Origin of the sequence: Vibrio lamellibrachiae, assembly GCF_050337265.1 — a bacterium.
Lineage (GTDB): Bacteria > Pseudomonadota > Gammaproteobacteria > Enterobacterales > Vibrionaceae > Vibrio > Vibrio kyushuensis.
The window spans coordinates 35,945-60,449 of sequence record NZ_JAKJSU010000013.1 but is presented as its reverse complement, the minus strand read 5'-3'; the positions used below and the strand labels follow the sequence as shown (position 1 = coordinate 60,449).

The following is a 24,505-nucleotide window of genomic DNA, read 5'->3' as shown; positions in this document are numbered from 1 at the left end:
TATCGATATGAAACCAACAAGAAAAAAAACGAAGAATGAATCTGATAGTTCAGCGATGAAGATAAAGACCGTTCAAAGCGAAGCTGGCTTACACAAGCGGAATAAGCATCATGGTCGCTATGATTTTGATGCGCTCATCACTTCACTTCCCGAGCTAAAGGTTTGCGTTATATTGAATCCTCATGGCGAGCAGAGTATCGATTTCTCAAATCCTGTTTCAGTTAAGTTACTGAATAAAGCGCTATTGGCTCATCATTACAGCGTGTCTGACTGGGATATTCCTGAAGGTTACCTTTGTCCTCCGATTCCAGGGCGAGCAGACTATATTCATCGAGCCGCTGAATTATTATCTAAAGAGTGCAAAACAGTAAAGCATTCTCTGGTGAGATCGCTTGATATTGGTGTAGGGGCAAACTGCATCTATCCAATTATTGGCGCGACTGACTATGGGTGGCAATGTGTAGCGAGTGATGTTGATGAGGTTTCAGTTCAGAACGCAAATGAGATTGCGCAGCGTAATCAAAGATTAAAAAGCAAAATTGAGTGTCGCTTACAAACCAATAGTCAGTCATTTTTTGCAAGTATTATCAAGAAGGGTGAGTTCTATGATATCACCACCTGTAATCCTCCATTTCATAAATCCCTCCAAGAAGCAGAGCAGGGTACACAAAGAAAAATCAAAAATCTGAAGGCGAATAAAGTTAAAAAAGGCACGCTTAAGTTGGATGATGCCAATAGGAAAACGACAGCATCAACGCTTAATTTTGGTGGTCAAAAAGCAGAGCTTTGGTGCCCGGGCGGTGAAGCCGAGTTCATTAAAAATATGGCGATTGAAAGTAAACAGTACGCTGCTCAGGTCTTATGGTTTACTACATTGATCTCTAAAAAAGAGAACGTTAAGTGGATGCAGAAAACCGTAGAGGCAATTGGCGCAGTTGACATGCAAATTGTGGAAATGCGCCAGGGACAAAAGATCAGTCGTTTCGTCGCTTGGACATTTAAAAGTGAAACTCAGCGAAAACAATGGCTGAAACTAAAAAGTTAACCATCATACGATAAGAAAGGGAGCGGGTTATGGACATTGAAATTTATATGCCTTGTAACCCCGACTGGCTCTGCGATGGCTTGTTATATTCTTTTGGATTAATCGGTATTGTTGGCTTCCTAATCTTTGTTGGCGTTCTGTATAGGGAGCACAGAAGAATAAATACTCCCTATAAACAAGGTAAGAAAAATGGGAAGCAGTGAGGCTTCTTTTGTCGTCGTTGGCACTTGTCAGTTATGCTAATGAGTTCTGCATGGTTGTGTGACAAAGTGATCTAATTGATTCGGGGTCACTGGACGACTTAGATAAAAACCCTGGCAAAAATCGATGTTACTTTCTTTTGAATAATCGAACTGCTCTGCTGTTTCGATTCCTTCCGCAATAACGGGGATATTCCTCGATTCGCAAACGAGCTTAATCGCTTTGATAACCGCCCTATTGAAGGGATTTAGCTCACTCATAAATTGCTTATCTAATTTAATGACAGAAATGGGTAGTGTATTTATCTTGTCTAGATTTGAGAACCCAGATCCAAAGTCATCAAGTTGTAGATTAAAGCCCTTAGCCTGTAGAGCGTGTAAGCACTTATAGCTTTGTCCATTATCGTCAATGATGAGTAGGTCAGTCACTTCAAAAATTATCTGGTCAGTCTGAACATTAAACTTATCTAAAATGTCCATTACTTGTTCTGGGAATTCTTCAGACAGTTGGTAGGAACTCAAATTGATATGAACAGCCCAGTTTCGGCTTTTATTCCAATCTTTGAGTTGTTTACATACAGTTTCGATCACCCATAAACCTATTAAGGGCATAAGCCCCGCTTGTTCCGCCAGAGGTATAAATTCAGAAGGAGAAACCTCCCCAAGTAGTGGGTCGTTCCAACGCATTAATGATTCAAGCGAAGATAGCTGACCACTCTTTGTATCGAAGATAGGTTGATAAACTAGGTTAAATTTATCTTCCTCGAGTGCGATGGCCATTTGTTGTCGAAGCGTGGATTTTCGATGTAGCTCGCTAAGCATCGTCGGTGCAAATTGATGAGCTCTGTTACGGCCTCTCTCTTTTGCACTTAACATCGCCACATCGGCAAAATTAATGAGTTGCTCAAAAGATTGGCTATGGTTTGGAAAGTCTGCGATACCAATACTACACCCTACATTTATTCGCCCAACTTTTTCGATGTCGATAGGTTGATTGCATTGATGAATAACAGACTGTGCGAACTTTACCCCGCATACGTCAGGTAAATATATGATGAATTCATCACCTCCAAAACGGGCTAGGGTCGCACCACAGGGTAGTATTGATTTTATCTTGTGGGTGATTTCTTGAAGTAGTTGGTCGCCAACAGGGTGACCATAGCTATCGTTAACTAATTTGAATCCATCAATATCGATGAATAGTACGCAGTATTTTTCTATATAAGGAGAGCTATCAATTTTCTTAATAATTCCTTTCCGATTTAATACTTGGGTAAGAAAGTCATGATCAGATTCATGTATCGCTCCATGATATGCATGCTTTTCATCATCCATATTGATCAAATTCATTAGAACTTGTTGTTTGTCATCCAACCAACGCATTTCTAGATTGAACCAGTGGTGACGTTTTCCGATGAAACTCTTGTGGACGGCATGTACTATCTTTTCCTTCCTGATCCTATCTATCCATGAATCTGCGAGAGCATTGTTTCCAATAAACTCTCCTAGAGTAGTAAATGTCGGTTTATAGCAACGAGTGAATGAATCGTTAAAGCTAATGGTACTTCCATCAGCATCAAATAAAATAGAGTTATCGGAGTGCTCGCTAAAAGCTAGTACCTCAGCAAGCATTGCTTTCTCGCCATTTTCTAAATCTATACCCGAGAAATTAAACAAGATTTTCTTAACTTTGTTTTTTGGAGAGAGGTGCCACCAAGTTTGTATAGATTCGCCTTTTTCGAATAAAGAGCGATAGTACAGTAACGTAGCTGAAACAGCCTCTGACATTTCGCCTTTAAGATCTCTAGAGTAAAGTTCTTCACGGCAGTCGGACTCCCAAACGTCTAAAGCTGAGTCATTAGCCCAGATTACACGCCCATCGCTTATGCTGTATATCCAAATAGGTGTATGTAATTTTTGAGGTAGCTGAGGTAATGAAATCACGATGGTCTGCCTGACGTACTTTCAGCAAAGTATTACGACTACAGCACTTTGCTAATTTTTATTAATTGGAAAGAAAGGTATAAATATAACCAAGATCTATAGGTGCTTTAGTGCTTATGATTAGTGTTATATCACTCAGTAACAAAGAACTTTTTGGCCATATCTATGGTAGAGATTATCAATTTATATCGTTTAAAATAAGGTGCAGTTTGATTTTTTAGCCGGTGTATATGTAACGTGATATTTCACTTATAAGATGCCTCTTTGATTGAACATTCAAAGAGTTCTTGAGACGCTCTCGGTGCATTGTGTAGTACGGTAGCGTTTTATTAATAGTAAGTTGTTGTTCGTATACTGGATATCAGAGTTCTAAGCCACTCGTACGCGAGTGGCTTATGAAAGAAAGGTAGTTGAAGCTGAGTTGCTATTGAGTATGGTGCTCTTTGATAAATGCGAGTACATCGCTTCTATATCCTAGTAATACCTGAAATTCAAATTGCGTAATTTTATGATTCTCGTTCGATTATCTGCGCTAGTTGACGTTGGTACTTTTCAACCAATGCCGCATTTCCTGCTTTAGTTTCGAGCTGTACAAGTAATGACAAAGATGGCTGCCGTAAACCGTAACGTTGGTGGAACTTCATTAATCTTATTCGCGCATCAGTAAATTCGTTTTGTTCGATTTCGATTTTGGCTAACTGTAGTGTTGATCTTACTCGGTTCGGGTCGTGATCAAGTGTTCGCTCAAAATAACCTTTAGCTTTAGCGATATCTCCTGCCTTTAAAGAACAAAGAGCGGCGTTTTCATAACTGCCAGAAATCAGGTAGTAGTATGGCTGCTTTATGGCTCGATTAAAGTAGTCATCGGCTTGTTTGAAGCTTCCTTGTTTGCACAAAAAAGTACCGTAGTTATTGAGTATATTGCCGTTGTTCGGTTCTAGGCGAAGCGCACGCTTGTAAGTTTTTTCTGCGGCTTGTGGCTCACCGACTGATTCATAATAGTGCGCCATGCTTAATTGCGAGCGATAGTAGTTGGGTGCGTGTTGAAGTGCTTTTTCAAAATTCTCTCGAGCTTTGATCATATTACCTTGCTCTAGGTAACCTAATCCTAAAGCTACGCGTGTCTCAGCCATTTCAATGGTTGATGCTTTGGTAGGCGGTTCACCACCATCAGTCACTGTAATACAGCCTGCTAGTGACAGCAGTGATATCGCAGAAAATACCTTCTTCATTGAGCGCTCCTTATTAGCAAGCTCATAATATTCCGAATACTTCTACGATGATTGGTTAATAAAAAACAATGCGATCAAGTTTGCAATCATAAAAAAACGGCCACATTCGTGACCGTTTTGTCCATTAGTTACTAACTAAATACTTAATAAGTAACAGCAGGTTACAAGATAAATCTAAGACTAATCATCTTTGGTAAAGTGGTCTTCACTAAACTTATCAAGATCGTAAGGTGTTTGTTGGTAAACACAATAATTAAGCCAATTTGAAAACAACAAATGACCATGACTTCGCCAACTCGCACAGGGTTTATTATCCGCATTATTATTCGGATAGTAGTTAATTGGCATCGCTGGTTCCATGCCTTCTCCTAGATCACGAATGTACTCATGATGCAGTGTTAAAGCATCGTATTCAGGGTGACCAGTAACAAAAACATTTCTCTTATCTTTTGTTGCTGCCAAATAAACGCCTGCAATGTCAGAGCTTGCAAGAATATCTAGGTCGGTATGTTCTTCTAAAAATTCTGTCGAAAAGTCCGCATAGCGAGAGTGAGGGGCTAAGAAAGTGTCGTCAAAACCACGTAAAACAGGATGATAAGGTTGATGAATTTCATGGTGATAAACACCCGATAATTTATCTTTCCGGGTTCGTTTAGGTAAGTCGTAGAGTAGTTTTAGTCCAGCTTGCGCAGCCCAGCATACGTATAACGTTGATGTTACATGGCTTTTTGCCCAGCTCATTATCGTTTTAAGATGATCCCAATAAATCACATCTTCAAACTGTACGAGACCAAGAGGAGCACCGGTAATAATCAGCCCATCGAAGTTACGGTTTTTTACCATCTCAAATTGACGATAGAAATTATCAAGGTGCTCGGTCGGCGTATTTTTACTTGGGCGGTCATCAATGCGCAACAGCTCTACATCAACTTGAAGTGGACTGTTTGATAATAGGCGCAAGAATTGAGTTTCAGTCTCAATTTTCTTAGGCATAAGATTTAAGATCAACACCTTTAGAGGACGGATCTCCTGAGTAGAGGCGCGAGATTCCGGCATGATAAAGATGTTTTCTTCTCTTAAAACATCGGATGCAGGCAGTTGATCGGGGATCTTAATCGGCACAGCTTTTCTCCCTTAGCTATTGTTTTAGACGTCTATACATCCAAACTTAGCGCAATCGGAATGAGATGTCGATAGCAAATTCAATCTAAATTGCGTTACTATTCATACTTGCTCGCTATGAAATATTAATCATGACTCAGACGTTGACTCTTATCCGTGGCTTACCTGGCTCAGGGAAATCTACACTTGCACACTCAATGAATATTCCACACTTTGAAGCAGACATGTACTTTGTAAACGCTAAAGGTGAATACCGTTATGATGCAGAGCTGATTTCAAAAGCGCATCAGTGGTGCTTTAACCAAGTTGAACAGGCTGTGCTAAATGGTGAAAGTGTCGTTGTATCCAATACGTTTGTACGCCGTTGGGAGATTCAACCGTATTACAAATTGGCCATTCAGCATGGGATTAAGTTTGAAGTGGTTGAATGTACGGGAGCGTATGAGAATATTCATGGTGTGGACAAAAAGACAATTCTTAAAATGAACAAACGGTGGCAGCAATGGCAAAACGATCGCCAGTAATCGAAATAACGTCCTATGGAATCTATACTCAATGGGATTCTCGCTCAAAACACTTACCAAAAATCCAAGAGTTTACAACCGATGTGCCTGCTGAAATTGATGTTGAGTTTGGCCTTATTATCAATATCAAAAAAGCCAAAGGTGAAAAGTTTTCATTCTGCATAGATCACCCGGGCATATTGAGCAAAAAAGGAGAGCCTCTAGAGCCGTTCACCGGTGAAGAGTATATCAATAGTAACGACTATGACTTTTACCTAGGTGATACCGTCTGGGAGCCTTTGGAAGATAAACTGGGTAAGTGGCGCATGACTATCGAATTACAAGGCCGTGTAGTCGCAGAGAAAACGTTCCACTTGACGGCAAAAGACGAGCAACAGTTTTGGAAACATCGCGGATTTTAAGGACTAACTTGCCTTCTCTTCAAACAAGCGTTTAAGTTTAGGCAAAGGTAGTGGTTTATAGAAGTAGTAGCCCTGTAGAACAGCAACATTTTGATCAATCAAATAGTTTACTTGATGTATTGATTCAACTCCTTCAGCAACGATGGTTACTCCAAGTCTATGGCCCAAATCGATAATGGCGTTTAATACTGGTGCACTAACTGATTCGATGCCAATGGTATCAATAAAGCACTTATCCACTTTTAAGTAATCAAAATTAATGGATTGAAGAACAGAAAGTGAAGTGTGCCCTGTACCAAAGTCGTCGATAGACACCTTAATACCTTTTGTTCTTAACAGTTTAATAGTATCTCGGCCAGTTTCATCTAACATCTGCCTTTCAGTGACTTCTATTGTTAGTATGTATCCAATCTTAAGAAACTTCTCTCTGTATGAATCTAGTAAATCAATGCACTTGTGTTGGTGCAAGTAACTTGGTGGAACGTTAATCCCTAAGTGAATAAGCTTGTCACTTGGAAGTTCAGATAAGTCTTGCAACGCTGTTTCAATTACATAATCAGTGATTCTATTAATAAGACCTTGCTGCTCAGCAAGTGGAATGAATACGTCTGGTCGAATTAAGCCTAGCTTTGGGTGATTCCATCGAATTAGCGCCTCTACGCCGGCAATATTTTGATCGGCCGAATTAATGAGTGGCTGGTAGCATAGGAAAAACTCATGACGGACTAATCCTTTTTTTAGATCATCCACTAGAGTTGAACGCTTACGAAAACCTTTCATTGAGAGGAAGATAATCAAAGATACTAGCAGAGATACCGCAACGGCTCTGATACATGCAAGTACTAGATTATTGGCCACGTAAGAAGAGTTCGCTTCAACTAACACATCAAAATTAAATTGCTCAGATCGACTGTATGCGTGGGTATTCTTAGGGGAGAAAGAACTATGATGTGGATAAAACTTATTTCGGAACTTTAATGTTACTGAGCTAGATTGGCTATTTGCTACCGTTGTAAACTTTTCAAGTAGGTGATTTGTATTTACTATCGAGAAAATACCAGAATGTTTATCATTAACTTCAGTATTGACAACAAATAAGGTTCGCTGCGAGGGATCTTTATTTATATCAACGAACGCGGCACCATCATCGTTACCCTCTGCTTTTATAAATGGACTTAAATCAATATTAATAATACCGCGCTTAGAAGAGCAAACCGCAATATCATTTTTTACTACGATAAGTTCTCTTGATGTATTTTCAAACATCAGATTTTCCTGCATTTCGTTGCAATCAATTGGCTCGTTTATTGCGGCAAGATTATCGGATTGAAGATCGCTAATCGTACTTACTAATAACAGTTGGTAAGCCTTAGCGTTATCGTTCATTTCTTGTTGAATCGAGTTCATAGTAACAACGATAGACGTTGATGTAATAGCCACCAAAGGCAGGATAACAATAAGTAAAAAGTGCTTAAGCGGAGTGGGTATGACTAACGATGATAAATTAATGGTCATAACGCCTGCTGGACTGTGTGGTGAGAGAAGAATGCGTGTTACTAGGTGACAGTATAGTAAGAGAAATGACAGAAAATAATAGTAGGGAGAAATTATTCTGACACTATTCTCACTTTCGCTTTGAACTAAGATCTCATTTTTTAAGGTGTTAGTTAATTTTATGCAAAAATAGGTCGTAGCGAGTCAGGGTTAGGGTGATACAGGTGATGCAACTTGTTGATTAATAAATTGGTTATTTAAGATAACATGTAAATAAAAACAAAGGAGCGTATATGCTCCTTTGTTTTTATGCTTACTTGTTTTTATGAGTACTTATTTATTGTTCTACTTCTTTTGGTGTTGCTCTTAACTTATTAATGAAGCTGATAACTATTGGGCTAACAAGCACAAGAGCTGCAATTATAGTGAATGAGAGTGTAATAGGGCGCTCCCACAAGAAACTTAGCTCACCGTCACTGATCATTAGCGCTCGACGTAAATTCTCTTCCATTAGACCACCTAATATGAAGCCAAGTAGTAAGGGCGCTAGTGGAAAATTGGCCAATCGTAGTGCTATCGCTGCCATAGCGATGATTAGCATGATGAACACGTCCATGGTATTAAATGAAACTAAATAAACACCGGTGATTGAGAAAAACAGAATCATTGGAAGAAGAACCGTCCTTGGTACTGCCAATAACTTTGAAATATATGGAATCAGTGGAAGGTTCAAAATAACCAATACAATGTTACCAAAGTACATTGAAATTATAACTGACCAAAATACGTCTGGGTGATCAACAAATAAACGTGGACCAGGTTGGATACCATAAGAGATTAAAGCGCCAAGCATAATAGCGGTAGTACCTGAACCAGGAATACCAAGAGTCAGTAGCGGAACAAATGAACCACTTGACGCGGCGTTGTTTGCTGATTCTGGTGCAACTAAACCGCGAATGCTTCCTTTACCAAACTCTTCTTTCTTATCTTTTGGAGCGAAACTACGTTCCATTCCATAGCTTAGAAAGGCTGCGATTGTCGCGCCAGCACCGGGAAGAACACCTGTAAAGAAACCAAGAATAGAAGATCGGATTGAAACAGGAGCGACTTCTTTAAACTCTTCCTTAGTTATCTTCATGCTACCAATATCAGCCATGACCTTATTTTCTGCATCACTTGTGTCTTTTTGTGGCTTTAATATGCCCATTAAAGTTTCACCAAGAGCGAAAGTTGCCATTGCTAGAAGCAAGAAGCTAAAGCCATCCATCAAATCAGTTAAGCCGAAAGTAAATCGCTCTACACCGACGCCTTTATCAATACCAACCGTAGATAGCATTAAACCAAGAATGGTCATCATCCACGCTTTAATTACCTGACCTGGGCCAGCGAATGCGGCAACGGCAGATAAACCAAGTATCATCAGTGCAAAGTAATCAGAAGATTGAAAACTCAATGAGACACTAGCTAGTGCGGGTGCTGCGATTAAAAGCATGATTGCTGATAACGTGCCACCAGTGAATGAAGAGTAGGCAGCTAATGCTAATGCTTTTCCGGCTTGACCTTTTTGCGCCATTGGATAGCCATCAAATGCTGTCACCACGGTGGATGAACAACCCGGAGCGTTGATTAGTATCGATGAAGTAGAACCACCGAAAACCGCACCGTAATAAACACCGGCCATTAAGATTAAACCTGAAGAAGGGTCTAAGCCGTATGTAATAGGGATCATTAAAGCGATGGCTGAAATTGGTCCAAGACCGGGCAGCATTCCAATAAAAGTACCGACAAAACAACCAACTACCACCATCATGATGTTCATTGGCATTACTGCGGTAGAGAGTCCTTGTAAAATTCCGTCTAACATAATGTTAATCCTAATTACCAGATAATGAATAGCAGACCAGGCTCAAGATATACATCAAGAGCTTCTGTCAGAAGTAGATAAAAGGCGATTACAAAAGGAAAAGATGCGCCAAGTAATACTGATTTCCGACGTTCTCCGAGCAAGTAAAACCCTGCAAGCAGAAATAGGCTGGTTGCAAGAACAAACCCTAGGTAAGTTAGCCCAACGCCATAAAGAGCCATCAAGCATAAAAATGCGATAAGCAGTTTCCAGTCAAAATCAGAAACAGCGCCGCTATCTTGGTCTTTTTGTCCTGTAACTAAGAGGATCAACGAAAGTCCAATACCAGCAAATGTGAGTAGAGTGGGTAAGGTTCTAGCCGTGAAAGGTTCATATTCGTCCCCGGGGAAAAGGGGAATGAGAGTGCTTTGGTAACCATATACTAGGCAGACCAAAAGGAAAATAATCGCCCCGACTCTATCGCGACATAGTAAGTTTTCTTTACTGAAAAAATTAGTTGGCGAATCCGACATATCCAACTCCATTTGCTTGAGGAAATAAAAGGCCGCGTACGAGCAAGTTAATGAGTAGCTGTCAGCTATACTGAAGACCTAAACACTAACGAAAAAGTAAGCTGATTGCTGCTAGTCAATTGGGCTTACATGTTTAAATACATAAACAACAATGTAATAAACAAAGGAGTTTTGGGGTTCAACTCGTACACGGCAAAACTGGGTGTTATGAAGGGCTATAGCGAATATAGAGTCGCATGCAGCCCTTATATAGTAGTGCTAAATACTATTTTCTTAAGGAAAGCAGTTACTTCAGGAAACCAAGCTCTCGCATTAGGTCGCCCATCTGTTTCTCTTGATCTTCTAGGAATGAATAGAAGTCTTTGTCTGCTTTGTAGTTGTCAATCCAACCATTGCGGTCACGAACCACTTCCCATTGCTCTGTTTTGTACATCTTAGTTAGAGCCTTGTTCCATTCGTCGATCTTCTCTTGGCTAGCGCCTGGTGCTGCGAAGAAACCACGCCAGTTAGCAAATACAGTTTCGTTGCCATATTCTGTTAGCGTTGGAATGTTTGGAGCTGCAGCAAGACGCTCAGGAGCCGTCACTGCGATGATTTTAACTTGGCCAGACTTAGACATTTCTAATACTTCGCCTAAACCTGTAGATAGAAGCTGAGTTTCGCCAGATAACAATGCTGCCATTGCTTTACCGCCAGCATCGTAAGCGATGTAACGGACTTTCTTAGCATCAAAACCTTCACCTTTAAACGCAGCTGCGACAACGAGGTGATCCATACTACCGCGAGCAGAACCGCCGGCGATTTTAACTTTACGAGGGTTTGATTCGAATTCTTTAACGACGTCTTCCCATGTGTTGTATGGAGAATCAACCGAAGCAACGATAGCACCGTAATCGGCAATTGTGGCTGCAACAGGTGTTAGGTCACGGAAAGATTGTGGGAAAATACCAGTCAGTGAACGAACTACGATAGGTGTTGAGTTCACCATCAAAGTGTCTTCTTGACGCTCTGCTGTTTCGATAAGGTGTGCAATTGCTTTACCGCCACCGCCACCAGATAGGTTTTGGAAAGATACATTTTCAACAATGTCAGATTTAACTAGAACATCTCCTGTACCACGTGCAGTCATATCCCAACCACCACCAGCACCACCTGGGATGATGAAGTGGATTTTTTCCATATCAGCGGCCATAGCGCCAAAAGAAAATGATGCAGCGATGATCGATGCCGCTAGTGTTGGTTTTAATACCTTAAACATGTTTCACGTTCCTTATGTAGGTGCACGAATCGAATAGAGACGTACTTATCGTTATGTTTTTCTATATCGTTAGGAGGAATAACAATGTAGATGTGATTAAGGTTACGTGTATGTTAATTTTTTGTCTGCAATGTGTGGATAAAAAGAATATCGGTCATTTAGAGGGTTTTGTTCATAAAGTTCACGAAAAAAGGTGATCTGGCGCTTGGTTGGGTTTATTGGGAATTATATTTTTGGGGTGGCGTAGAGTGTTGACTATTAAACACAAAATGTAGTGCTTGTTAGCGTGTTAGGAAGTGGTAGCGACTCGGTAACGATTGAACCGGTACAGTAGAGTGCTCTAATAGTTTTGAAAGTGTTGCGCGAACTGAATACCAATCATCAGTCGTTGTGATGATCTCTGATGAATGAGGATGGTCCGGGTTGTAATGAGTTGTACTTTTTTGATGGGGGAGGTTAGAACGCGGTTTTGAAAACTCAGGGCTATAGAATTGGAAAGCGAGAGAGTGCTGTTCTGTTCCTATTACAGTGACTGAAGAAAAATCTAAAAGCATTACCTCTTGAGATTCCAATAGCAATATATTGCTTGGTTTGATATCGCAATGTACATAGCCATATTTGTGAATTGAATACACCGCTGATTCAAGTGAATTGAGTCTATCTGTTGAAATGCTCTCTCCTTCGGTGCTCGTATCGGCCATACCATTTAATTGCTCGGTTAATGTCTGGCCCGCGATGAAAGGGTAAATAATCCAATCAATTTGCTTGTGTCCATTGTATTCAAGTAGTAAAGGCCAATATTGAGATGGAAAGCGTGTTAGAAACTCTGCAGCCTGCTTTAAGCCATGTCGGCTAGAGACGCTTGACGCGAACTTGATGACCACGTCACCGTATTGCTTACAAGAGGCAAAATAAACGTGCTCTCGAAGAGCACGTATAAATTGATAGCCAGATTTTTCCAGCAAGTTGGCCGCACTGATGTAGCGCTCATCGACGAGGGTATTCTCCTTGGTCGACATTACCAATGTGCTAGATTCCACTAGGTAAAGAAAATCCAGCGAAGAAGCCCGGCACAAATGGGTTCACTTGTCCTTGGGTTCGTATTGCTATGGTTACTTTACTGTCACCATAATCAAATTGGATTTGGGTTTTTTGTGACGTAGCTGACTTCACTCTAGGTTCTATTAATCTGAACCAATTCCAGTTCCCGGAAAACTCTTCTTGAGCTACTGATTGAGCTTGCGCACTTAACTTAACACCGAGCGCATCTTCAAGTTGTTCTTCTCCTGCCCACGTTAATTGGCTCCAAAATGTTGGCCCGTGTCGATAGGTAAAAATTGTCTGTTGATTGGTAATGGAAAACTCAGTCAAATCAGGGGTCATGTCTACCGCTTTAATCTGAAATTGGACAGAAACCTTACTTGGATCGGATAGAAATAGTGCTTGCTGAATATCCTTAGCTTTACTGATCATTTGCCATAAATCTGGGTCAAGTGCCAAACCAGAGCTAGGTAATAGCCCCGGTAAGAATGGACTAGACCCTTCTGTCTCAGTAAACATTTTGAGTTTTGTTGCGTAGAAAGTATCAAAAATCCCATTACTCGAGAAAAAGGCAAATACATCGGCGACGCTCGCATCATTCGATGATTTTCGGCTAAATGGGTAGAACGACGCCAAAGTCTGTTCGTACGGTTGATAGACTTCAGATGCCCACGAACTATTCAGGTACTCATGAGTCAGAGATAACAGCATTTCGTTACTTTGTTGACTGATGCCATCAAGGATCTGTTTCATCAACTCAGGTTGATCTGTTGCGACGGTTGCTAATGAACCGATTGGATTATCAGCTTTTAATGAGGCCGACAAGGTTTGAAATGCGAGGCTTTGTGGTTCATTACTCTTATAGAACTTGTCTAGCCAGACTTGAGTCTCTGCAATCGAGGCTAATATAGAATCGATAGGTTTGTTATTGGCTTTATCAACGGTAATTAAACCATGTACAGCAGTGAAGCTCAGTGATATTTGACGAGCAGCCTCTTTCTTATCCGTATCCTGCTCTGGGATGACCGCTTCTTCGCCCTCTACTGCAACGGGTTCGATTTCAACGGAAGTATACTTAGCAAGCGTGGTGTAAAGCAGTGAAAGTGGGTTTTCACTTGGATTTGCCAAAACGGTAAGGGTCCGATGTAGCTCACTTGGGTTGCTTATCGGTTTTACGTCGATGTTTTGAACAACCGAACGCCAATAGTTAATGTAATCCTGCTGGTACATCTGCTTTAGGTCACGGCTAATACGATACATTTCCAGTGCACTTGGTGCCGCTCCCGCAATCCCTTGGTATGCCTGAATAGCCTCTTTAACTAACGGAGAGTCAACCGATAGATCAATCTCGTTAAACCCGGATGGTGTGTATAAATAGGGAACTAAATAACCCACGAACTGAGGCGGGAAGCTAAAGACTTGGTCAAAGTTACTTCCAAGCTCAGTGGTTATGTCAACACGCTTAGAGAACCGATCTAGATTGACGATGTGCTCATAAAGCAACATCTCGACCCCAGTTTGATTGATGACTTTCTTCGCCAAAGACTCAAGAGCCACATTAGGTTTTACTGGAATTAGATTTTGTTCAAATGCATCATTAAGTAGACGAGAAAGCTGGGCGGTATTAACACTATCGGCTTCACCTTGTTCTTGGAGTGTGTGAATAAAATAGCTTTTTAGCTCTTCGACGTTAGTTCGATTTGGATTGAACAGCAATCGATAGTTATTAAGTAATGTTAGAGTCTTAGCTTGGTCTTCTAGGTTAACGTATACGAACAGATCCTTTTCAAGCGTGTTTTCCATTGAAGGAATAAGAACTTGTTTTAATTCATTAAAGTAGGCCTGCTCGACCTCTTTTTCAATCGTCGGTGAGGGTAGGAATGGAAGATTATACCAAGGCTTTGGTTCTAAATAGAGAGCGTAGATTCGATACAGTGAATATAAGTTAGGAACGTTGTCTGACATATTTTCAATGTCATATGGAGACGCTGAAATCGCTTCTTTGTAACGCTCGAGTAGTTGATCTGCTCTTAACTCACGCTGGCTTTGATCGTCAAAGTTGAACTTAATCAAAGTTAGAGTTGCGACCAAAAGCCCTGCCCAAAATAAGCTATAGAAAGTTTGAGCAAAAAGGAGAGCATTTTCTCTACGCTTATTGACTCCAACAAGTTCCTGTTCGTTTAGCACAACATGCGTCATTAAATGTTGTGAAAAAAGCGTTTGGTTAACAGGGAGTTGAGGGTTGGAAAGGTACTCATCGTTACCAAGTGAGTGATTGACAACACTCGCTAAAATGTCTTTTTGATTCTGTTCTGTACCATTATGAGTGAAGTAGAAACCTCTAAATTGAAGGCCGTCACTTAATTGTTCACCTCGATAAAGCCTTTGTAAGAACGTCCACAAGTGCTGTTTCAGTAGACCAAACTGGAAAGGCGCAGAGACAATAGAGTTCCTGAAATCTTGATTGAGCTGATTACCCAGTGCGGTATTTACATTGCTAATCAGTTGAGTAGTTAAGTGATCAAACTCGTCTGAAAACCAGTAGGAATCGATGCCACCATGTTTTTGGTATGGGAAGGTAGCGCCAAGTACGTCATTACGTTTTGATTCGTCGAATGAAGAGAAAAACTGACAAAAATCGCTGATACTGCCCATGTTAGTAATGACATTATAAATTGGTAAGTTTAAACCGAACGTGTGATTAAAGGTCTGAATCGTGGATTTCAATTCATCAGCATTTTGAGTGACTTGCTCTTCGTTAGTCAGCAGTGAAGCAATATCTGTTGTTAACAGCAAACCATTAATGGCCTGACGAGGACGCCATTTATTTAAACATTTACAAAGGGTCTTAATGTATTCGGGGTGTTGATCGTCGCCAAGGCTAATTGACATTAGTATAGAGTGTTCGCTTTGCCAAAATAGGATAGGGAACTCTATGTCATTTCCAAAATCATCCAACTTGTACGCTTCATACCCCATTTGACTGATTATTCGTTTGTCTTGTTGAGGGTTTTGACTCAATAAAAAGTAGATGGGTAAGTCGTAACGGCTTAAACGTAACTTCTTTCGACTTTGTATTCTCATCATTCGGTGAAAGTGAGTGATGAGAAGCTTTTGGCGTTTTTTAAGTAAAATTCGTTGTTGGTTATCGTCAGCTGTTTTCTTTTTAGGCCGTGACATTAACCAGAAGGTGAATAAACCAAATAACAATGCGATGAGCATACTTACAGAGATAACAGCCACCAAGTGAGCAAGCCAACTAAAGGCCCACGCAGTGACGCCACTTATAACCAAGACAAGTAGCGATACGATAAGGGAGATGATCACTCGCTTTGACTTGCTATTTTTCTGCGATGATTTCGTATCAGGCATAATAGATAAACTTCATCCTTAATTGTTATTGTTCGTTCTTTACGATGATGGCGTTGATGTTGTCGTTACTTTGATACCATTTCTTTATTGATTTCGCTTGTGTCGACGATGTCGCACTGACGATCACTCGAAAATAGCTTTTATATTCGTCGATAGTTGGCTCAAAAGTGGAGACTGATAGCTGTTTAATAAATGCGGATGCATTAGCTTTCGATGAAAATGTTGCGAGTTGAACTAACCAAGGTATCTCGCTACTGGCACTCTTAAACACGTTATCTGTGGGTTCAACGCTTGTGGTTTTTCTGTTACTTGCGTTAATGGCTTTCATGTCACTAACACTGATGGCTTTAATGGAATATTCACTTTGCTTGTCAATATCCTCCTCAGTGCTGATATAAATAATATCGCTGGTTTGGCTCGACAAAATATAGCGTTGGCTGAAATCTCCAAGGTAGGAAAAATCACGAGCTCGCTGTGGGTGAGTCTCGTTATACCAATACTGAGTAAGCCCAACGGTTGTCAAAATAAGCATTAGATAGAAGACAGTAGAGATAACGTAGCGGCTTTTTCTTGCGGGTTTACGTATCTTGGGTAATGACACTTTTGTGTGACAGTATATATGGCTGGATTGACGGTACTGACTAATCAACTGCTCTAACTGATGAATTGATGTCTTGAGTTGGTCGCTGCCATGCTCTCTGAATTGACCTTTGAAACCAATGCTTAAAAAGATGTAGATTATCTCAAGCAAATCGATCATTTTATGTGGTTGTCGAATCGCTTTTTCAGTGACGTTGAAAAACAGCTCGCCACCATTTCGCATACCGAACAATTCACTTAACAGAGTTTTGTTTTCCCATCCTTTTTGCTCGCCCCAGTCAGTGTAGATTATCAACTCATCAATGACGACTGCGTAAAGAAAGCAGAGTTTATCAATGACTGCAATGGGATAGCTGAGTTGGCTCGCTTGTTCTTTAACGTTGTTGATGTCATGAATGATCTCTTCTCGCAGAGAGGTAAGATCATACGGCTCTGGCATCGTCGATATTTTAAGAACCGTCGCAAGAAGAGAGCTGCTGATATTCAACAGCTGATTTTCCGCCTTATCAAAGTTCTGCAAAAAGGCCGTTTGATTTGAATCTGAATGAATTGGAACGCGTTGTGTCGGCGTATCTATATCCTCAGGCTTTGAAAAAGTCTGATTCGATTTATCCCAAACAAGCGTATCTTCGTCTACAAATTCCATATCATTACCTTAATGCGTAGAGCACGACTTCAAGTTCAGATATTCGGGCGTCGACGTGCATCGCGAGTGCATCTCGGTTGTCTAACATTTCTGTCCAGGTTTTATCAAGGCTATCTATTTCAAAATAGGAAACACCCTGAATCGGTTTCAGTTCGCTAGGAGCGAGCGGTAAAGGCGTAATTGTGATTCCAGATAATGAGTTCCGAACAATATCAACAATGCGCGTATTACTACTTAATTTGGCTGATACAGGGAACAGCTCGTTAAGGTCGCTACTATTGATATTGGACTTAACACTGAGTACTAAACGGCGATTGGATACGGCAGATGTATCTTTAATGATGGTTCTTAGTAAGCGACGTTTTTCAAATAACGACATATCCCAGTGATATTCCAATACAGAGTCTTGCTGCACAAGGGTGAGCATATTTCTAAGATTGGAAAATAACGGATTGAAGCATTCGTAGAGATCGTTCTGACTTAGAGGCTTACAGGTATCGGGTAGTGCTGGCGTAAGAGCCAATACCTGAGCTTCAAATTGCTTTAGCTTACTGTATAGCTCATGAGTTTGTAGCTTAGGATTTGCAATTGTTAAGTCAAACCACGGAAGCCATGAATTCAGAACCTGTAGCCATAGGTAGTCTTGCATCATTGACTGAGCGCTTTTCTGCCCTTGTCCTGCTTGTATACGTTTAATTAAGTTATTTGCTCGGTTATTTGTTAAGGCGTGGATCTCTTTGATGCGCTCAATTAAAAGTAGAGATGCCCCGTAATGCAGGCTCGCTGGTATAAACGAGCGGTCGAGAACTACATCACCGGATTCACTGCATTCAAGTACTTTAGCAACAGGGATTAAGGTAAAGCCAGATACATCGTCACTGTTAAACTTTAAGCTGATGTTGAGTAATGCTACATCTATTTCGACATTTGCGTTTTCAGAGGTAGAGGTATCAAAGACATTGATCGCTTGAGTTAGGTAACGGCTTTGGTCGCTGTTTTTCTGGCTGTAATCATTATTGCCTTGCAGTGAGATAGGCAATGCTAGATAAACGATGGTTTCAATTGTACCCTGCGGGATATCAATCACTATTTCGTTTAACAAATCGAAATGAGTACCATCAGGGAATAAACCGCTACAGTGTGATACTGATAGTTTACCTATTTTTAGTAGGTCATGGTTGATGCTTAACTCTGTCACACCATAAAATGGAGATATACCAGCAAGGGTTTCGACATTTTGGCGAATGTAGTTTTGTACATAACGATCCTGCTGCTGAAAGTGCTGAGGAGCGATAAACATTCCTTCTTGCCATACTACTTTTTTAAATGCGTCCACGCTATTTCCCTATGTCGTTGAGACAACTTATTTCTTTAAACTAACTGCTTCTTAGAGACTGTTTTTTTATTGATATTCATAGACTGTTACCACCATCCTGTATCAGGAGTAATAACCTCAAATTCTGCTTTGTTTCCCGATAAGTTCAGCTGTAAATATTGCTCTTCATCGGCAGGTAGTACGCTGACTACTTTAGGTTCGCTTTGTTGATAATCAGCAAACTCCACTAGCACGGCGAGAAACAATGTATTTTTGTTGATATCAATATCGATGGTGCTGGTACTCGTTGGCATTACAATTGGGAGCACTTGTTTTGAAATAAGGCTCGCTGATAGCACTTGTTCATCTTGGTTATAGAGTTCAATAAATTGAGCTTGTAAGAACGCCTGTTTTTCGTTTAGTTGATAAAGCCTAACCACGACTGGGTTGCCTTTACTGGAATTCGATGGATTGATCGTGTCATCTGCTCTTATTGCGAAACTATGCGATGTGTAAGTTGGAACTGGATCGGAAGAGCAGCCAAACATAAATATTGCTAAGAGTGCTAATGCTAACCACTGCGCTTTCAATTCTCTTCTCCCTGTTTTTGCATGTTCTCCATAAAGAGGGCTTTGAATTGACGTCGAAACTCACCGTTATCTTTTCTATGCTCAAAGTGCTTCGTGTATATACGCCAGTACTTTTTTTCTTTACTCGAGAACAATCCACCAGAGATATAATTATTAAACTGATGCTCTAACTGTTGAGGAGCAAACTCATTAAGGAACTGATCAACGGTTTTTTCTAAAGCTTCAAAAAGAATGTCATGTTGCAGAGGCGGGTTCTGCAAGTATTGTTGATTCTTTTCTGTTAACGAAACAAGTTTATTCAGTGTTTCCTCTAACTGCGTCGATTGGTCGCCACTACTAATTGGCAGATACTCTAAATCAGATGTTGAAGACTGGATCTCTTCTTGGCTCACCTCATGAATTTCGACATTTGCTTGAACATCAATGTGAGGTTCAATTTCAGCGGACGTGAAGTCTTCAAAAGGGTCAGAAGAAAACGGGTCGTCGCTCATTACATTCGTTTGGGAGAAACTGGCGTTACGCTGTTTTGCTGGAGGCTCACTTACTTGATCCAGAAAGTCGACATTATCATCTTTTAGATTCAGCGAAAATGCAGGCTCATTTAAATTGAAATCATCTGTTTGAGGTTGTTTTAAATCGTTATTACTTCTCATTAAGGTGCTTATCAACATAGTGTATTTTTCAATAACAAGGATGTCACCATCGTTAAGTGGATACTCCTTACCTGAAACTAATAGCTTGTCGTTCAGTGAAGATTGATTTTTACCTAGATTTGAAACGACATAACCTTTGTCGCCTAGAGAAATGCGACCGTGTACGCGAGAGATTCGCTTACTTTGGTCTGGCAAAGCAATATCACAAGAAGGAGAGCGGCCAAACTCACCTCCATTTTCAGGTAAGTAGACAACTCGTGATGTGACTACTTCATCTTCAGGAATAGAAATTAAATGAACACTAATAGTCATTAGTACTGTCTCTCATTCATATTGTCTCTCACTAATTACGGCCTCGCGTTGCCTGCTACTATTCTTTGCAGTTCTGTCTTTTGATTTGCTACTCTGCACACTTCGCAACGGCAAGGTTAAATTTATCTAGAAAACCGCTGTACTTACTTAAAAATCGATTTGAAAAATAGACGCCCATGGGTTTCGTCTCTAGCAATTCTGATTGAAAGTAATCAGTGGGTAATTGCGCTGTTTTTATCTCAGAATCAAAAACAAGCTTATCTTCTAAAGCTATATCGATTTCTCGGCTTTTTAGTAGCTTTAATAATACTTTAGCATCACGTGGCTGCTTTACGACGTTATATCCATTACGTTTTAGCCAAAACCACTTGTTTGACCCAAATTTTGCTGAAAATTTAAGGTTTAACTTCGAAAGCTCATCGATTTTTGCTGGGACACCAGGTCCGAAGTACCAATATAGTTTTTGCTCAGAAATCGCGTTTGAAAGAGTCGCATATTCGTCTCGTTCTTGAGTGTTTGTTGCGACGAAGAAACCATGCTGTGTTCCACTATGTACCTTTAGTTGAGCCTCTGACCACGAAGTCATTGTAATTTGGTAAGGCTGGCTCATTTTTCCCAGTGCGCATTTTACTTTACCAAGTGCTAAACCTTGCATTTGCCCATTTTTATACTCTTGGTATGGTGGCCAGTCCTGAGTTGTTAACAACAAGCGAGTAGGGCCAAAGTTATTTTGACCGAGGCTACTTTGGCTAGTCACACCTTCAGCGCTTAAATTATTTATCCCTAAAATATATAAGGATATCAATAAGGCAAACCTATTTATCATCACTGTTATTCCCTATAAGTTCAGATATTTTTAACACCGATACCGGAGGGTAATAGTCTAATTGTTTAGCTGCTCCAATGTTAACAATATATGAGTACTGACTTAATGGCTCAATAGGAATATCACTGATATTTCTGATATTAATGCTTGAAGTGAGAACTTGTTCGGCTTTGTAGGCGGTAAATTGACCAACATTATAGTAACGACTGACAATCCCGATTAACGCTTGGGAGTTTCGAATAGGTGTTTCAGTAGAAGAAAACGTCGGGATCTTATGACTATGCATAGTATTCACGATTCGTTTTGCTGACGAAATGATAAATGAGTCGGGCGGCAAATACGCAAGGTCGATACCATCGTTATCCATTTTGATTACGATATCGTCAATTGAACCTAAGCTAGGTTGCCCTTGATTAATGGTTAATGGATACAAAACAACACGCTTATTATATTGTTCAGATAACGCCAACATTTTTTCGGCGGTGACAACAGAGTTGTTTTCGAGTGGATTATAAATAATTCCAATTGCTTCTATTCCATCAAGTTTGCTGATGGATTTAAACTGTACGTCATGAGGGACAATGTGGCTTACGCCAGTGAAGTTTCTAGAAACCGATTTCTCAGAAACAATCTTTGAACCAATAGGGTCACTCACGATGCTAAATACCGCGGGAATATTACCTGAGCGGAATTTAGATGGAGATTCGATAGTGCCAAGAAGTGACAGCGTTACGGTTGTACCGAAGGTATAAACAAGATCCGCATCGAGTTTGTCGATAGAGCGAATATTTTCAGACAGCGCTGCTTTGTCACGATTGGCATCAAGAATTGTATACTCGACATCGACTTTACTAGATAGGTACTCCATAAAGCCTCTCTCAGCATCAGTCACGCCTCGCCATAGCAACATGACTACATGGCTCTTCTCTGAGGCTGAAACAATAGGAGAATATAGCGATGGCAGCACGATTAATACTATGGCTAACAGAGGTCGAATCATTGTGATGCCTCCAGCTGCTGTTTGTCTGACTTGGTAAACAGCGTATAGAGGCTAAGTAATACGATGGAACTTGTGAGTAGAGTCAAACCAAAGATCAGTATGGTCGTTTCAAAACCGAATAAGCTAAGAATAAAGCCTGCCAATATTGGCCCCGCCACATTGCCAATTCGTTCAATTAACCTGAAAATCCCGATTGTTTTTCCCTTGTCTATTCCTTGATGGCGAAGCAGCTCTATTACGAGTGGGATTTGAGGTGATACACAGATGCCATGAGCGACACCGATGAAAATTACGATCATTAAGAGACCATACGTCCCCGGCAGTATTAGAATATTGATTAGAGCGACCGCAGAAAGCAGACCTCCACAGACGATAAACACCATTTTGTTGCGATACTTATCAACGAGGGCTGCGCTAAGAGGGGAGATGACAATAAGTGAAAGCCCATAAGTCATCATAATTCGCCCTGAAACAGAGCTGCTTTCTCCCAAAAATTGTAAATAGACAGGGCAGATATAATAAAGAAAACCAGTCAAAACAATCTTTGCGGGGATTGCACTGAAAAGGCAGATAAGAGCGAAGTATTTATTACCTAACAGAACTTTAAAGTCAGATAAACGAACCGGTTTACTGCTGTTTTGAGATTCTCTTTGAGTGAAAAAGAACCAGACCAACAACGCACTCATTAGAGCAAGCATCGCGGCACATAAAAAGGTGGTAGAGAAACCTAACTTGTCAGCCATTATTCCGCCAATAGCTGCACCACACAGTGAACCAGAGAAGAATGCAGACAGGAAGGTTGCCATGCCCTTAGTTCTGTTTCCATCGTGTGTTGTATCGGTGACATAACCTTGCGCTGAAATAAAGACAATCCCGTACCCAACGGCTGTTATTGCTCTTGCAAACAGTAGTGTCAGCATATTAGGGACAAAAGCAGTAAGAGAAAGGCCGACAGCTGTGATGATAGCGCCAGTAATTAATGATTTTCGTCGACCTACTTTATCAGACCAGTAGCCAGCAAATGGAAGAGAAAGTGCCCAACAGAGCATAAACAAAGATATTGGTATACTGGTCTCTAGGCTTTTAGGTATCCAATCTAGGTTATTGGGTAAGCTAGAGACAAAATTTGGAAAAAACGCGAGTGAAGAGGCTTCTGCGAACACCAGTAAAAAGAGTGGTAGTCGTATAAAACGATAATCGAGAGCAAACAGATTTTTGTTTGGCTGATTTGGGTTGAGCTTTATAACACTGTTATTCAATTTCTTAAGTAACAACCCTATTTCGTCTTTTGAAATAATGGTTGCTAAGTGATTTACAATGTCACGGTTGACGGCCATGAAAACCTGCTTAAGCTGTTGCCAAGGCGCTAATATTAGAAAATGACAAGTAAAAAGGATGATCTCTATAACAACCAAGCAGGAAGCAATTAATACTGTCACCATATCCATAAAGCTTTCTTTAAGTAAGTTCAGGATTATGTTGTCATCAGTCACGACTTTTACGTATACATTATCGATGCTGTTAATTGGTGAAGTGTGTACGCTACCTTCACCGACAGAGTGCTCAGGATATTGATACGCACCTTGGCCATTGTTAATTAAAGATATTGAGAGAATTTCTCGATGACTATGGGTATAGATTGAAAATTCTTCTTCAAGACCGTTTAGCCTATTAAGTGGAATGTCATTGTTTACTAGGCGTTCGATGACACTAGAGAGGGTGTCGCCAATGAGGTTTGACTTTTGTTCTAGTTTGCTTTCATAGACTGATGAAAAAGAGTTCATGGATTGATAGGAGAGCCCTACATTAGCAACCACCGTTAAGCCTACGGTGATACTGATGATGACGATAGGAAAGTGTTTCGCTGTCCATCTTGCCCATTGTGAACGAGCCGCACTTGCATTAATGATCTGATGTGCTTTGGTAATGCTTACTAATGTTTGCGAGCTAGTCTCTTTATCATCGGATGACAGAGCAGACCGAGCTTGGCTCACCTTTTTCAAAAATACATCTAATAAGTTTCTAACCGCTATAAAGCCAAGACCTGCTGTTATGAAAAGCCAGAATGCAGCAATGAATATTTGCTCTTTTAGTAGAGACGTTTTAATCAAATTGAGTGGAGCAGTGTCGTAATGAAGTGACAATTCGCCTTCTTTAACATTGAAGGTGTTATAGATATCAAGCTTTAACTGACGTTCTGTTCGTTCGATCTTCGTTCCTGCACCGAAAAGTGTGTCACCTGACTCTGAAGTCACCGATATATGAGAAATTCCTTCAACCAGTTGAATTCTTCTCTCTAGCAGGTTTTGAATGTTGGTAATCGACGCGAGAGGTAAACCAAGGCTGATTGCTTGGTTTATGTCATTATGAGTTTCCTCAAGCACGATTTGGTAGGTTGAGTCTGAAGTCTCATTCAGTCTCTTTTCAAAGTTGAGATAGTTTAGCGTGGTGTTTAAGACGATAGAAAAGAGCAACACTGAAGTGATAGCAAAAATAAGCTTCACTTTGAGTGTTAGTCCCGTTTCTGTTGCATGCTTCTTTTCTACCGTCATTT

20 protein-coding genes are annotated in these 24,505 nt (G+C 40.5%); 4 read left to right on the top strand and 16 right to left on the bottom strand.

Annotated features, from left to right (window positions below; all coding sequences use genetic code 11):
* The first annotated feature begins 7 nt into the window (after positions 1-7).
* Positions 8-1,045, top strand: a complete 1,038-nt coding sequence (gene rlmF / locus L4C54_RS20165) for a 23S rRNA (adenine(1618)-N(6))-methyltransferase RlmF (RefSeq protein WP_428809565.1) — start codon at positions 8-10, stop codon at positions 1,043-1,045.
* A gap of 29 nt (positions 1,046-1,074) precedes the next feature.
* Positions 1,075-1,248, top strand: a complete 174-nt coding sequence (locus L4C54_RS20160) for a hypothetical protein (RefSeq protein WP_428809564.1) — start codon at positions 1,075-1,077, stop codon at positions 1,246-1,248.
* Between the two features lie 36 nt (positions 1,249-1,284).
* On the opposite strand, the gene L4C54_RS20155 is transcribed toward L4C54_RS20160, so the two are convergent.
* From L4C54_RS20155 to metA, 3 genes are all read right to left on the bottom strand, one after another.
* Positions 1,285-3,189, bottom strand: coding sequence for a putative bifunctional diguanylate cyclase/phosphodiesterase (locus tag L4C54_RS20155; protein ID WP_428809563.1), 1,905 nt, complete (start codon positions 3,187-3,189; stop codon positions 1,285-1,287).
* Positions 3,190-3,695: 506 nt separating this feature from the next.
* A complete protein-coding gene (gene pilW, locus L4C54_RS20150; protein ID WP_428809562.1) occupies positions 3,696-4,421 on the bottom strand; it encodes a type IV pilus biogenesis/stability protein PilW in 726 nt (241 codons plus the stop codon).
* Between the two features lie 180 nt (positions 4,422-4,601).
* Positions 4,602-5,543, bottom strand: a complete 942-nt coding sequence (gene metA / locus L4C54_RS20145; protein WP_428803384.1) for a homoserine O-succinyltransferase MetA — start codon at positions 5,541-5,543, stop codon at positions 4,602-4,604.
* Between the two features lie 131 nt (positions 5,544-5,674).
* On the opposite strand from metA, the gene L4C54_RS20140 reads away from it, so the two are divergent.
* Together L4C54_RS20140 and L4C54_RS20135 are read left to right on the top strand one after the other, a co-directional pair.
* A complete protein-coding gene (locus L4C54_RS20140) occupies positions 5,675-6,067 on the top strand; it encodes an ATP-binding protein (protein WP_428809561.1) in 393 nt (130 codons plus the stop codon).
* A complete protein-coding gene (locus L4C54_RS20135) occupies positions 6,046-6,468 on the top strand; it encodes a DUF3859 domain-containing protein (protein WP_428809560.1) in 423 nt (140 codons plus the stop codon). Before L4C54_RS20140 ends, L4C54_RS20135 begins: the two co-directional genes overlap by 22 nt.
* 3 nt (positions 6,469-6,471) lie before the next feature.
* Here L4C54_RS20135 and L4C54_RS20130 read toward each other — a convergent pair whose 3' ends face one another.
* From L4C54_RS20130 to L4C54_RS20070, 13 genes are all read right to left on the bottom strand, one after another.
* Entirely contained in the window at positions 6,472-7,983 is a 1,512-nt protein-coding gene (locus tag L4C54_RS20130) for an EAL domain-containing protein (RefSeq protein WP_428809559.1), read from the bottom strand.
* Between the two features lie 316 nt (positions 7,984-8,299).
* Positions 8,300-9,826 carry a tripartite tricarboxylate transporter permease gene (locus tag L4C54_RS20125; protein ID WP_428803388.1) on the bottom strand — a complete coding sequence of 509 codons (1,527 nt, stop codon included), beginning with the start codon at positions 9,824-9,826 and terminating at the stop codon, positions 8,300-8,302.
* Between the two features lie 14 nt (positions 9,827-9,840).
* The gene (locus L4C54_RS20120; protein ID WP_428803389.1) at positions 9,841-10,338 is read right to left on the bottom strand and encodes a tripartite tricarboxylate transporter TctB family protein; all 498 of its coding nucleotides are present in this window, start codon (positions 10,336-10,338) and stop codon (positions 9,841-9,843) included.
* A gap of 286 nt (positions 10,339-10,624) precedes the next feature.
* Positions 10,625-11,596, bottom strand: a complete 972-nt coding sequence (locus L4C54_RS20115; protein WP_428803390.1) for a tripartite tricarboxylate transporter substrate binding protein — start codon at positions 11,594-11,596, stop codon at positions 10,625-10,627.
* A 281-nt stretch (positions 11,597-11,877) separates the two neighbouring features.
* The gene (locus L4C54_RS20110) at positions 11,878-12,615 is read right to left on the bottom strand and encodes a protein kinase domain-containing protein (protein WP_428809558.1); all 738 of its coding nucleotides are present in this window, start codon (positions 12,613-12,615) and stop codon (positions 11,878-11,880) included.
* Positions 12,616-12,625: 10 nt separating this feature from the next.
* The gene (tssM, locus tag L4C54_RS20105) at positions 12,626-16,009 is read right to left on the bottom strand and encodes a type VI secretion system membrane subunit TssM (RefSeq protein ID WP_428809557.1); all 3,384 of its coding nucleotides are present in this window, start codon (positions 16,007-16,009) and stop codon (positions 12,626-12,628) included.
* A gap of 25 nt (positions 16,010-16,034) precedes the next feature.
* Positions 16,035-17,255, bottom strand: coding sequence for a type IVB secretion system protein IcmH/DotU (gene icmH / locus L4C54_RS20100; RefSeq protein WP_428809556.1), 1,221 nt, complete (start codon positions 17,253-17,255; stop codon positions 16,035-16,037).
* A gap of 4 nt (positions 17,256-17,259) precedes the next feature.
* Positions 17,260-18,591: a type VI secretion system baseplate subunit TssK gene (gene tssK / locus L4C54_RS20095; protein ID WP_428809555.1), complete on the bottom strand. Its 1,332-nt coding sequence runs from the start codon at positions 18,589-18,591 to the stop codon at positions 17,260-17,262.
* Between the two features lie 86 nt (positions 18,592-18,677).
* Entirely contained in the window at positions 18,678-19,160 is a 483-nt protein-coding gene (tssJ, locus tag L4C54_RS20090; RefSeq protein ID WP_428809554.1) for a type VI secretion system lipoprotein TssJ, read from the bottom strand.
* Positions 19,157-20,125, bottom strand: a complete 969-nt coding sequence (locus tag L4C54_RS20085; protein ID WP_428809553.1) for an FHA domain-containing protein — start codon at positions 20,123-20,125, stop codon at positions 19,157-19,159. The genes tssJ and L4C54_RS20085 overlap by 4 nt, the downstream gene beginning before the upstream one ends.
* Positions 20,126-20,213: 88 nt before the next feature.
* Positions 20,214-20,951 (bottom strand): ABC transporter substrate-binding protein, encoded by a 738-nt coding sequence (locus L4C54_RS20080; protein WP_428809552.1) that lies wholly within the window; start codon positions 20,949-20,951, stop codon positions 20,214-20,216.
* On the bottom strand, positions 20,941-21,951 hold the full coding sequence (locus tag L4C54_RS20075) for an ABC transporter substrate binding protein (protein WP_428809551.1): 1,011 nt from the start codon (positions 21,949-21,951) through the stop codon (positions 20,941-20,943). The genes L4C54_RS20080 and L4C54_RS20075 overlap by 11 nt, the downstream gene beginning before the upstream one ends.
* Positions 21,948-24,503, bottom strand: a complete 2,556-nt coding sequence (locus L4C54_RS20070) for an MFS transporter (protein ID WP_428809550.1) — start codon at positions 24,501-24,503, stop codon at positions 21,948-21,950. The genes L4C54_RS20075 and L4C54_RS20070 overlap by 4 nt, the downstream gene beginning before the upstream one ends.
* Positions 24,504-24,505: the final 2 nt, after the last annotated feature.